At 57.5% G+C, this 11441-nt stretch carries 10 protein-coding genes and 1 pseudogene; 2 read left to right on the top strand and 9 right to left on the bottom strand.

Annotation, left to right across the window (positions count from 1 at the left end):
• A pseudogene (locus PMES_RS07680) lies at positions 1-395 on the top strand (hypothetical protein); the annotation flags it as partial.
• Here the strand turns inward: PMES_RS07680 and PMES_RS07675 are convergent.
• The 7 genes from PMES_RS07675 to PMES_RS07645 all read right to left on the bottom strand — a co-directional run bounded on the left by PMES_RS07675 (position 376) and on the right by PMES_RS07645 (position 9676).
• Positions 376-1569 carry a GIY-YIG nuclease family protein gene (locus PMES_RS07675; RefSeq protein WP_159965073.1) on the bottom strand — a complete coding sequence of 398 codons (1194 nt, stop codon included), beginning with the start codon at positions 1567-1569 and terminating at the stop codon, positions 376-378. The pseudogene PMES_RS07680 and the gene PMES_RS07675 sit on opposite strands and share 20 nt — an antisense overlap.
• Positions 1562-3610: a pseudomurein-binding repeat-containing protein gene (locus PMES_RS07670; protein WP_159965071.1), complete on the bottom strand. Its 2049-nt coding sequence runs from the start codon at positions 3608-3610 to the stop codon at positions 1562-1564. The genes PMES_RS07675 and PMES_RS07670 overlap by 8 nt, the downstream gene beginning before the upstream one ends.
• Positions 3611-3785: 175 nt before the next feature.
• Positions 3786-5258 carry an ATP-binding protein gene (locus PMES_RS07665; RefSeq protein ID WP_159965070.1) on the bottom strand — a complete coding sequence of 491 codons (1473 nt, stop codon included), beginning with the start codon at positions 5256-5258 and terminating at the stop codon, positions 3786-3788.
• Between the two features lie 142 nt (positions 5259-5400).
• Positions 5401-6285: a hypothetical protein gene (locus PMES_RS07660; RefSeq protein ID WP_159965068.1), complete on the bottom strand. Its 885-nt coding sequence runs from the start codon at positions 6283-6285 to the stop codon at positions 5401-5403.
• On the bottom strand, positions 6282-9005 hold the full coding sequence (locus PMES_RS07655; RefSeq protein WP_159965067.1) for a class I SAM-dependent DNA methyltransferase: 2724 nt from the start codon (positions 9003-9005) through the stop codon (positions 6282-6284). The genes PMES_RS07660 and PMES_RS07655 overlap by 4 nt, the downstream gene beginning before the upstream one ends.
• Positions 9002-9424, bottom strand: a complete 423-nt coding sequence (locus PMES_RS07650) for a type II toxin-antitoxin system VapC family toxin (RefSeq protein WP_159965065.1) — start codon at positions 9422-9424, stop codon at positions 9002-9004. Before PMES_RS07650 ends, PMES_RS07655 begins: the two co-directional genes overlap by 4 nt.
• Positions 9425-9427: 3 nt before the next feature.
• A complete protein-coding gene (locus PMES_RS07645; protein ID WP_054540688.1) occupies positions 9428-9676 on the bottom strand; it encodes a FitA-like ribbon-helix-helix domain-containing protein in 249 nt (82 codons plus the stop codon).
• A gap of 202 nt (positions 9677-9878) precedes the next feature.
• On the opposite strand from PMES_RS07645, the gene PMES_RS16685 reads away from it, so the two are divergent.
• Positions 9879-10634: a hypothetical protein gene (locus PMES_RS16685; RefSeq protein ID WP_236549735.1), complete on the top strand. Its 756-nt coding sequence runs from the start codon at positions 9879-9881 to the stop codon at positions 10632-10634.
• A 103-nt stretch (positions 10635-10737) separates the two neighbouring features.
• On the opposite strand, the gene PMES_RS07635 is transcribed toward PMES_RS16685, so the two are convergent.
• Both PMES_RS07635 and PMES_RS07630 read right to left on the bottom strand, forming a co-directional pair.
• Positions 10738-10962: a hypothetical protein gene (locus tag PMES_RS07635; protein ID WP_159965063.1), complete on the bottom strand. Its 225-nt coding sequence runs from the start codon at positions 10960-10962 to the stop codon at positions 10738-10740.
• 166 nt (positions 10963-11128) lie between these two features.
• Positions 11129-11386, bottom strand: a complete 258-nt coding sequence (locus tag PMES_RS07630) for a helix-turn-helix domain-containing protein (protein WP_159965062.1) — start codon at positions 11384-11386, stop codon at positions 11129-11131.
• Positions 11387-11441 lie beyond the last annotated feature (55 nt).

Below are 11441 nucleotides of genomic sequence, written 5' to 3'. Positions count from 1 at the left end.
CTAAAATCAAACAAACGGCTCAATCCAAACTGGCCTACTTTTACGCCGCCCTAATGGACCAATTTTGCACCGCCCTTGACACTTTATTTACCATAAACTTCATTATGCGACTTTACTCTTGGCCGACTGCTATCTCATGGAAGCACTCAGCAAGGAAGGTTCCTAGAAGCGACATAATGGCTGGTGCGAAGCCCGGGTCTCCCGGGCGGTTGCTCCCTGACTGGGGAGACAACAATATGCTCGTCATCAGCCGCAGCGTTCTCAAGCTGCGTGATTTCAAGATCATCGTCGGCCTTGCCGATATGAGCTGCACGACCGCCAACATCCCGCTGGTCGAGGGTGCCAGAAAGCGGCACGCAGCATCCATTGCGGCGTCTACCCCGAAATCCGTTTGAGTTCGGCAGCGCGGGGATCATAGCGATAGCTCGTTATTGTGCCATCCCTGATCTTTTCAACAGCGTCGTTGATGACGAAGAGGGGTACGAGGAACCATTCTCGTGGGACCACAGGCCTTCCAAAGCGATCCATGATTTCGATCTCGAGCCGTGCGGGTTCGAAAATGCGATGGATCAGGTTCTCCAGTTTTGTTCGGTTGATGTTGTAGAGTTCATAAGTTGCAACCACCTCGACGTTCGCCATCAAAAACGTCGGCTGCAAGTGCGCGCCAGCAATCCGCTTATCAACGCTCATATTGGTGACGCCGATCTTATGCACGAGTTCCCGGTTTGCCGTGACGAGTGGATGATCGGATTTGCTGCGAAGAACATAAATGATCCCGCTCGCCTCATCACCGTCGAGTGTCTGATCGGAAAAAAGTGGCCCTGCCGAAGGATCGGTGATCCGCCGTCCGGCGTCGTCCTTGTTCAACGCGCGCTGAAGCGAGCGCATCAGCATGTTGCTCTCGGTCCCGTTGTCGAAAATCACCCGCAGACGCGCATCCGTGCGACCTTGCTCGTTGGTGATGGTCTCGCCCTTGTCGGCGACATAGGCCTTTTGACCGCTGACGATGAAGAAGCGTCCCTTCTCGATCTCAGCTTTCATCTCGAACGGGCGAGTTTCGCGCAAGCCGCTATCCAGTTCTTTCTGGACCTGCTCGAACAAGGGTTTGAACGTCGCGAAATCCTTGCATTTCTCGCGGTTTGCGACTTCATCGGCGGCCTTTTTCTCGGCTGTTGACCGGACATGCTTCAATTCCGTGAGAGGTGATTTAGCAACTTCCACGCCCAGTTCGGCGAGGAGGGCATCGTCATCGAGGTCATCGGAGTCTGATGCTGAGGGCGCAGGAGTGTTTGCTAGGAGACCCTGCTCGTCGAGTGGGGCAAGGAGGTCGCGGCATTCCTGCAAGTCGCGGATCCGATCAAGACGCACGGCGTAGAGGCGTTCAAAGATATCACGATCCTCCCCGTGCTGGGGAGGCCGGCCATGCTCATCTGCAAATCGCAAGATTTCCTCAAAACCTGCGATGATGCGTTCTTCGCGTGGTGTGCGGCTGAGCTGCTTCTTGACCTCGACCTCGACGCCAAGCTCAGCAAGGAGGGCGTCGTCTTCGTCGGTGAAACCCTTAGCCATTGGTAGCCTCCTGCTTCATGCGCGCGAGATAGGCGACGCCTTCGGCCATTTTCTTCTCCCACGGATCAGGCGATGTGATGGAAGGCAGACGGCCCCGCTCCTGCTTGAACTTGACGGCGCGTTTCGCCAGATCTCGCGCCTCGTCCGGTGACAGTTGCACCTTTTTCGCCGAGATGACGGCCTGAACCTGCCGAAGGCTTTCCTCGCTCATCGTCTTTGCCAGAATCGAGTAGGCTTCGCCGAACGGATTGATGCGATCAATCAGATCGATGTCGAGTTCGCGCACGTCCATTGCGAATTTGCGCACCCCGTCGATCAAGGCGGTATTGCCGGTTGTTTCTGTGTCATCGCGGTTCGACAGCGCGATCTCTTTCGCCTTTTGGGTCAGGTTCAGCGCAGCAACTGCGTGTTGGCGCACCGCTTCCTGATCCTCTGCATCTAGCTCTGGGAACCTGGCACCGACAATCTTGCCCATGCGAACCTGCGTCAGTTCCTCCGGCACCAGCTCTTCGTCGAAGAGACCCCGTTCGATCGTAGTCTTGTCCTGAACGAAAGCTGTGATCACCTCATTGAGGTCCTCTTGGCAGATGCGCTTGGCTTCCTTGCTCTTGGGTTCGACCAGGCCTTTGATTTCGATCTGGAACTGTCCGCTGGCCTCGCTGAAGCCAACGTTCTCTTTGTTGGGGTCATAGCCGCCCTCGCCGTAATCGAACCCTTCGACAGGGCCACTTTTCACGGTCTTGGGCGCGAAGTTGAAACGTGGGGCCAGCACCTGCTCCATCAGCAGGCTTGCAGCGATCGCCTTCAGTGTATCGTTGACTGCCTCGGTCACAGCTTCGGCCGCGGCGTCGGGCTCCGCGATAAGGTTGGTGAACCGCGCTCGGGTCTTGCCCTCGGCATCGCGGGTGGCGCGGCCGATGATCTGCACGATCTCCGTCAGGCTGGCACGATAACCCACCGTCAGGGCGTGTTCGCACCAGATCCAATCGAACCCTTCTTTCGCCATACCCAGGGCGATGATGATGTCGACATGATCGCGGTTGTTCTTCTGCGTGGAGTCTTTCAGCGCGGCGGAAACCTTGTCACGCTTGGATGGCTCGTCGTCCACCAGATCGGCGATGCGTAAGACTCGCTCGTCGGGCGTCTTGACCAGCTGAAAGCCTGTGATGGGATCCGCTCCCTGCCAATCGCCCAGGGCGTCAATGATATGCTCGACCTCGCGATGCTTGTCCTTGGTGCTTTCGCGCGAGTTCACGTTCGGGATGTGAAGGATTGTCTTCTCGGTCGGATCCAGAACCTTGAGGATGTCGTCCGCATAGGACCCGGAATAGAAGAAATACCCGATGTCGAGCGTCTTGAGGTATTTGTAACCATTCAACTGCTGATAGTAGGTATAGGTGAAGGTATCGAACTTTGCCTCATCTTCGGGCGACAGAACGGCTTCGGCATCGCCGCGGAAATAGGACCCGGTCATCGCAACCAGATGCACCTTGTCGCGCGCGACCAGTGCGCCCAGATGCGTGCCCAGCTTGTTATCAGGGTTGGCAGAGACGTGGTGAAACTCGTCTACCGCGATGAGCCGATCATCAAACGCTTCAATCCCGAACTTGTCCACGGCGAACCGAAAGGTCGCGTGGGTGCAGACCAGAATCTTGTCGTCGCTCGCCAGAAACTTGCCGACAGCGCCGACCTTGCCGTCATCCCCGCCGGGAGCGTTGCATAGGTTCCATCGCGGTTGCACGGTCCAGTCTGCCCAGAAGCCGTACTTGCTCAGCGGCTCGTCGTTGAAGCTGGACCCGATGGATTTTTCCGGCACCACGACGATGGCCTGGCGCAGGCCCTGATTGTGCAGCTTGTCGAGCGCGATGAACATCAGCGCGCGGCTCTTGCCCGAGGCCGGGGGCGACTTGATCAGCAGGTATTGCTCGCCCCGCTTCTCATAGGCACCCTCTTGCATTTCGCGCATGCCAAGCTCGTTCGATTTGGTCGAGCTTCCATTGGCCGCGTAATTGACAGAGACGGAAGGAACCTGCTGTGTCATGATGTTTTCCTTCTGAGGGGCGCGGAATCATTCGCTTTGGGGCAGGCAATCAAAACCCGATCAAGTAGCGATACCGCACCCTGCCTATCGTAACAGTATGATTTATATGTATTTTCCAATTTACGCCCTCTAGCCCACATACGCACAATCAAAACCCGATCAAATGTTGTCCCTGTCACGCCCATGAGGGGACATATCCGGCCCGAGGGCGTTCAGCATCCGCAGGACGGATCAGATCAGCATCCAGCGTTGCGCGAATAACCCGCGATGCCTGCGCAGCGTTCTGGTCGTCGATGCCAAGCCGCTCCCGAAGTGTCGCGTTCGTCATCTTTTGACCGCCTACGTATTTGAGCGCGGCATGTTGGTAACACGCTCGCACGGCTTCTTCCGGTGTCATGTCCGCAAATCGGCGTGGTGCAAACAGAACCACGCGCACGGCGTCTCCCTCCATGCGGAAATCCGGTGGGGGCAACTGGTGTAGCTCAACCGCCGAGATCACCTTGTCGATGCCGGTGCCTTGTTCTTCGCAAAGTTTCATGCGCCGCATCAAGGAAGCAAGAGCTTCATTTCGGGAACGCGGGGGCGAGTCCAAAAACCGGTCGGGGCTAACCAAGGGGGCGCCCGGGTTCGTGATCTCCATGCGATCGCTGAATAACTCGATGAGTGGACCGGCACCGGTGATCGTCATGTCCTGGTGGATCAATGCGTTGGCGATCAATTCGCGGATCGCTATCGACGGGTAGAGCGGACGCTCCTCGCGGAATGCTTTACCAATCAATTCGTTGCGGGGCAGAAGGCCGTCGATGTAATCCACCAGCCCCTGAAATCCCGCTGCATAGCCGCGCTGGCCGTCCTGGCGGTGGCTCACGTCATCTGCACGTCCGGTGCCAGCATAGGCCACGAAACGAACCCCTTTGCGCTCTACAGAGGGGCCGAAATCGGAAAGTTTCTTGGCATACAGGATTGCGCCCAGATTGGTAATGTTCCAGCGGTCGCTTACATCTTTCTGGATCAGACGATCTGCCAATAGCTTGTCGAAGATCCCCTGCCTGTTATCCGGCAAGGGCTGGCCCGTAAGATCGAAGTAGTTGGCGTAATTCAGCCGCGCAAGAACGTCGTCACCGGACAGGAACTGCGCCGCGACGCCTGTCTCCCAAGCGTAGGGCTGCAACTTGCTCCAGAGGGCACGCAGGCGTTCCGGATGGTCGGACAGGCGCGGCGTGGCACTGCCGATGCGCAAATAGGCGGTCCGGTCAAACTCTACCGGAGCGGTTGCGGCGGCGGGGATAGTCAGCAGGATCAGGCGCTGCCCGTCATGATCGACCTCTTCGAACCGGAACTCGATGCCCGGCTGGAGGTGGTTGGCCACCCACAGTTCGAGCGGCTGCCCCTTCTCCTTTTTCACGGTCGGCTCGAAACTCGTGCCGACAACCGCATGATCGCCGTCGCGCACCCCCCAGACCACATAGGCATAGTGCTGATCGGCCAGCCGTGCAGCATTGGACAAGGCAGAGATCAGCTTGCCGATCAACGGCCCGTCGGCATTGTTTTCCTTGAACTCGATCCATGTGGTTTCCGCTGGTTTGGCACGCAGATCGTCCACCAACCTGCGGGTGCGTTCCGCGCTCATGACAGGGTCAAGGGTCATAGTGTGTCCACTTTCTGACCCACCACGCCTGGGTAGCGTTTGTCGTAGGGGCATTCCTGTATTGCCCGCCGGCCCAGGTCGTTCGGCTTGGCCGGGCTACCGTTGGTGGCATAAATAATCGAAATGGAGGGAAAACCTTTGATCATTGACCTCTCACCCGCTTATCAAAACGTCTTAAAAATATGCGGGCTGTGATCAGGATTATTTGAAACCGAAAAGCACAATCTTCTTCATCTGACAGGCCCGGATGGCTGCCGTGCGGATGCAATCTTGCCCACAACCCCAATACGTACGCAGGTTTGCCTCTGTCGTTCTCCCACTCATTGTATTCGTGAAGTAGGAACGGTCCCGATTTTGTATCTGCAAGATATTGCCTCTTTGCGTCATCGCTAACCTTAGGATCACATCCAAAATACTCCGCAATTTTGTCCAGCAGTTCCTGATAGAAATCTCTGATCATCGCGTTGGCGGAAGACCAGTTCCCTTGCGAAAAGTTCTGAATCGCTTGATCCAAATGCCCCTTGGCGGCGCCCAACCCGTGCCGACCAAGTAAGGCCTCAATTTCGCTTGTCGCCTCTCGAAAATCTGTCTCAGGTACATCCTCAGGCAGCATCCGCCTGAGAACAGTCTGTGTAATGACCCTTGGAGCGTCATCGAAAATGGAAGATCTGCCCATTGGGTCTGGAACCTCCTCTTCCACAAGTGTGAAGCCATCCATTTTCAGACCAGCAAGAAGTCGCAACCAGACATCTGGCTTGTTGCACTTGCTTTGCTCGGATGCCGTAATTGCATGCTCAATCATGGCTCTGCTTAGGTCACAGTTTCCGTTGACCGTCGGAACAGAACGTCCCCCCATACTGCTTCTTGCGAACCTAACCAAATCATTGGCCTTCGAAGCGACCGATCCAGAGCCACAGAATTCCTCGACACCCCACCCTAAAATAAGAGACGAGAACGCGGCTTGCGTCGACATTTCAGCAATCATCTCGCCCGCTGCCATCAGCGTCATGCTGTTAAAGTCACTCATGCACTCACCTTCGTCGTCATCTTCGTGTACATCTCGAACAGTTTTTCCAGTCGTTCAGTGTCGTTGCGAAAGCGGCGGCCGATGTAGATGCGTTCCAGCACCTCGTCGTTGTGATCATGCGCGGCGCGCAGGTTGGCGGGCATTTTTTCGGGGTCGTAGAGGTCGGCGATGGTGGCGGGGAAATGCGCCTCGCGGGCCAGAAGGATGCCTTCGGCCGCCGCAGTCAGATCGGCGCGGTTCTTTTCGGTCAGTTTCGGGACGGGGAAGGTGTTCCAGCCCATGGTGTTGGAGTAGCGATATCGAGTTTCCAGCTTCCCGCAAACCGTGGCGATCCAGACCAGATGCAGGCGCGAGGCGATCAGCGCCATGTTCCAGAGCGGGGCATCGTATAATGCGAGAGCGAGATTGGATACGCGAACGTCACTGGGCATCAAGCCACACGGCAGGTATTCTCGACGTTCAGAGGATACGCTTGGAACGACGATGGAATTTACTTCTCCAATGATTGTTCGCTCGAACTTGTACGGCGTCAGCAAGCCCGCTTTGCCGCGCTCGCTCCCACCCTGTCGGTAGATTCGAATGCGCTCCAAACGTTCTGCAATCGGAGGTATTGAGAATGCAAGTTCTGCTTGGTGATCTTCAATCCAAAGACAATATCTTTGTTGCCCATTGATGAACTCGCTCGATCCTACAATTGGCTTCACGAGAGGAGATGCCTGAGGGAAACCTTCCAAGAGATCGTTCGCTTCGTCAGGCGACAGTAACAGGTTGCCCTGATCCCGCGGTATGTTGCCGCCGAACATTGTCGCTATCTCTGCAATTGGTTCAGAGGCACGTTCAACAATAATATTGGCCCCTTCGGTGAGGTATGCATTTATGGCTTCGACTGACTTCATGAAGTCGGCTCCATAAATAGCTTTGGACCGTTCACCAACAGCGGCGATCCCAACGATCACACAGGTGACCTGAGCATTCTTGCTCGCATTATTGCCCCAAAGAAAGTTCTGATGTCCGAAAAATATTTCTTGTCCGTTCTGAAAAATTCGGGGCCAGATCAACGGAACTTGGACACCTTGGCAAATCGAGTTTGTAGAAACAAACGCGAAACAGCCGCCATACTTGATGAAGTCCGATGCCTTCCAGAACCAACCCGCGATGTAGTCAATTGCACGTACTTTTTTGTTTCCTGGTAGCAGCGCGTTCAGATCGTCCTTTTGCTCCTTGGTCTGATATTTGTCGCCGACATAAGGCGGGTTTCCGCAAACATACGTCTCGCCTCCTTCATTCGCGAAATCGATCTGCGCCTGATCCAGCGGCGACATGAACAAGTCATCCGCTTGAAACTTCACCCCCGTCCCCGTGGGCGGGCAGACCGACAGCCAGTCCAGCCGCAGGGCGTTGGCGCAGGTGATCCAGTTCTGCGCGTCCAGCGGTAGGAACTCGGCCAACGCCTCTTTCTGGCCGCGATAGGTCACGTCGCATTGGTATTCCGCGATGATCAGCGCCAGCCGCGCGATCTCGGCCGAGAAATCCCGCAGCTCGATCCCGCGGTAGTTGGTCAGGGGAATGTCGGTGCGGCGTTGCGGCTCGCCCCGGCGCTTGTTGATCTCATATTCCAGCGCGCGCATTTCCTTGTAGGCGATGACAAGGAAGTTGCCCGACCCGCAGGCGGGATCGAACACGCGGATCTTGGCCATGCGCGCGCGCAGATTGGAGAGCCTCCGCGCGTTGTCGCCCGCCGCCTCCAGCTCTGCCCGCAGGTCATCAAGAAAGAGCGGGTTCAGCACCTTCAGGATGTTCGGCACCGAGGTGTAGTGCATGCCGAGGACCGAGCGTTCCTCTTCATCCGCCACGGCCTGGATCATCGAGCCGAAAATATCGGGGTTGATCTGTGTCCAGTCGAGGCTGCCGATATGGGACAGGTAGCGCTGCGCGATCTTGGAAAAGCGCGGCACATCGGTGCTGCCCGAGAAGAGGCCACCGTTCACATAGGGAAAGGTGTCGGCCCAGCGGGGCAGCTTGGCCTCGGCCCGTTTGGGGATGGCGGTGTTCATCGCACGGAAGATCTCGCCGATGACTTCGTGCGTGTTCGACCCGTCGCGGTTCGCCATCTGGTCGATGGTGGCGGTGAACAGGTTGTCGCTGACGAAGATGTCGGTGTCTTCGGCGAAGAAGCAGAAGATCAGCCGCGCCATGAAATGGTTCATGTCGTGGCGTTTTTCGGCGCTGCCCCAGTCGGGGTTGTCCTTGATCAGCTCGACATAGAGCCGGTTGAGGCGGCTGGTGGCGCGGATGTCAAACGCACTTTCGCGGATCTGCTTGACGGTAGAGATGCCGGCGAGCGGCAGGAAGAAGCCGAAGTGATCGGGGAAATCGGTGTAGCGGCAAGCGATGGTCTCGCCGGTGGTGATGTCCTCGGCCTCGAGGTCGATGCCGTCAGTGGCGAGGATGAACTTCGCCTTGGCGCGGGAGGTGGCAGGGCTTTCGCGCAGGGCGGCGAGGGTTGCCGCGATTTCGCCCGGGACGCAGGTCGCAAGGTGGATGTTGTTGGTCTGCAGGACGCCGCCGATGTCGGACTTGTTCGATGCGCCGGTGCGCAGGCGCTTGATTGTCGTCTCCTTGTTTCCGAAGGCCATGAGGAAGGCATAGGGGAACTCTGCCGCATCAAAGGGCTGCTCGGCGAGTTCGGAAACGGCTTGTTCAATCTCAACGGCGTTCATGCGGTAGTCCAGGGGTTGATCAGGTCGATCTCGCAACCCTCGAAGTCAGGCGTGTTGCGCGTGGCGACGGAGGCACCACGGGTGTGGGCAATTGAGGCAATCTGGCAATCGGCCTGGGCGATCGGTCGCCCGGCGGACCGTCGTGCGGCGGAGATGGCGGCATAGGACTGCGCGGCGGCGCTGTCGAAAGGCAGAATGCGCCCCGCAAGGTCCTCACGCAGGATGCTGTCCACTGCATCAACCAGCGCGGCGCGCCGCTTGCCGTTTCCCATGATCGCGAGGCCGTAGCGCAGTTCCGCTTCCGATATCGAGGTCAGGTAGACGTTGAGCCCGTCCTGCGCCGACAGCCATTGCTCGACCCTCGGCTCGGGAGCCGGGCGCAACAGCTCAGAGAGGACATTCGTGTCGAGGATGATCATGCGTCAGGCCTGGTCGAACGCGGGCGGTTCACGCATGGCTTCACGCTGCGGAAGGTCGAGATCAACGCCACCCAGAGGCGCGACCCGCGCGCGGATGGCCGCGGCAAGATCGTGGGATGGCTTCGCTTCGCCGACAACATGGCGCAAGATCTCGCGCGCCTCCTCTTCCATCGAACGGCCGTGCTCAGCCGCACGGATGCGAAGGCGGCGCTTCACGTCATCGTCAAGGTTCCGGATGGTAATGCTTGCCATGATCTCCTCCTGATAGGAGTGTAATCATCGCAATCAATGCGATCAAGGCTAATCGCTGGAACGCATGGTTTCCTCAGGGTGGGCAAGCCGACGCTGTCGGCTCGCGATCTTGCCGACCACCGCAACCGCAATACACATCACCAATGTTGCAATAGTATATTTTCGTATGTATGCTGGGTGAAGATCGTCAAGGGTCCTTGCCATGCGTTTCGAATTCAAAAACCTCCCTCTGGTGGCCTTTTTAGCTCTCGCCTTGACCGGCCCAACAGTTCCGACGCAAGCACGCGCCCAAACCTATCAGATCGATTGCGCCATCCTGCTGTGTTTGTCCGGTGGGTGGCCGGCTTCCGTGCCATGCGCACGCGCGCGGGCCGAGTTCATCCGGCGCATCACACCTTGGCCGGTGGAGCCGCCGCTGCAGATTTGGCGCTGCCCCATGGGTGCGTCTTACGATGGGCCTGCCAGGTCGCGCCCCACGGACCGGATCTTCGATACCCTATATGGTGGTTCAGGAACCCCACCAAACTCTTCAGCCGCGCTCTTCGATCAGGCAGCCGAGGCTGGCGGAATGCTCGGGCTGAAAGGCTCCGACGCTGTCTGGGGGAGCCTCGTGCGGGCTGATTACGCCCTCCAGCTCGTAGAAGACCGCGCCGATATCGATATCAGCGGGCCGGAATTCAATTTCGTGCGCTCCATCCGCGTCTTTGACGTTCGTTATGCCCGCCAGCACGAATCCGGGCGAGATGGCGACTGCAACCGCAGCGCCGTCGTTGTCCTCGGCACCTACGGGATCCAGGGCGATTTTTCTTGGAGGGCGTCGTCACCCGCAGCGCTTCCTGCTGCGCATGCCGGTCTCGAGCGGTGGGGCGAGCACTGCCCGAACATTTATCACAGATCCGTCTTCGTTGAGTGGCGTGACTATAGCGGGAATTACGGCTTCGAGCAGGTCAATTACTGACTGTTGAGGCGCCGCGACGTCGCGCAGAGCCTTGTACGAAATCAAACCTGCAACGCAGGCACACTCACACAATCGAGGGCCATAAAGGCCATATTCTACCATGTCAGTCGTTGCGACAGGGCAGCTGCGTGAGAGATGCGAAGTCAATTTCAGCTTTATCCGCATCGCAGAGATCCGGGTAAATCTTTGAGACACGCTGCGGGCCATGGATGTCCCACCGGATTGCCAGAGCACCTGTGTTCCAGCGATATACCCAGCCGACAATGGTTTCTTCATCGGCTGCAATCAAATTGGCGATTGCGACGCCTTCGACCTCATTTTCGTTCACTGTTTACTGACTTCCTGCAATTTGGCGTTGCGGATAGCAGCTCAGATCCAAAGCGTTTGCTGCAACCGTGTGCCGGGCCTCGTTAAAATCGGTTACTGTTCGTCCTCGCGGTAACGAATTCACAACGGGAGAAGTCAGCTCCCGTGTTCTCGAAATATGAAATGGATCAAATCCGGTGGTCGGGCTCCGTGGCGGCTTCGACGATCGCCAAAACCTCGAAGGGGTCAAAGCCGATGGCGCGCGCAAGGACGACCAGCTCGACGACGTCGATCCGGCGTTCGCCGCTCTCAATGCGTGCCACGAGAGATTGATGGCACTTGAGCCTGTCCGCCAAGTCGTCCTGGCCCAAGCCTGCGCTTTTGCGCGCGTCGACCAACGCCTGGCAGAGTGCCACCTGCCCTTTGCTTCTGATTGTTTTTGCCACGCGTCACATACCTTTTGTGACGTCGCTAGCGGATGAAATCTGTTATCTAAAAAGT

It is taken from the genome of Profundibacterium mesophilum KAUST100406-0324 (assembly GCF_009835145.1).
Classification (GTDB): domain Bacteria; phylum Pseudomonadota; class Alphaproteobacteria; order Rhodobacterales; family Rhodobacteraceae; genus Profundibacterium; species Profundibacterium mesophilum.
This window is presented reverse-complemented; position numbering and strand designations above follow the sequence as displayed.

Excerpts from the sequence above, each read along its gene's own strand:
- PMES_RS07665 (WP_159965070.1), bottom strand. The coding sequence starts at position 5,258 with ATGACCCTTGACCCTGTCATGAGCGCGGAACGCACCCGCAGGTTGGTG.
- PMES_RS07645 (WP_054540688.1), bottom strand. The coding sequence starts at position 9,676 with ATGGCAAGCATTACCATCCGGAACCTTGACGATGACGTGAAGCGCCGC.
- PMES_RS07675 (WP_159965073.1), bottom strand. The coding sequence starts at position 1,569 with ATGGCTAAGGGTTTCACCGACGAAGACGACGCCCTCCTTGCTGAGCTT.
- PMES_RS16685 (WP_236549735.1), top strand. The coding sequence starts at position 9,879 with ATGCGTTTCGAATTCAAAAACCTCCCTCTGGTGGCCTTTTTAGCTCTC.
- PMES_RS07670 (WP_159965071.1), bottom strand. The coding sequence starts at position 3,610 with ATGACACAGCAGGTTCCTTCCGTCTCTGTCAATTACGCGGCCAATGGA.
- PMES_RS07660 (WP_159965068.1), bottom strand. The coding sequence starts at position 6,285 with ATGAGTGACTTTAACAGCATGACGCTGATGGCAGCGGGCGAGATGATT.
- PMES_RS07650 (WP_159965065.1), bottom strand. The coding sequence starts at position 9,424 with ATGATCATCCTCGACACGAATGTCCTCTCTGAGCTGTTGCGCCCGGCT.
- PMES_RS07655 (WP_159965067.1), bottom strand. The coding sequence starts at position 9,005 with ATGAACGCCGTTGAGATTGAACAAGCCGTTTCCGAACTCGCCGAGCAG.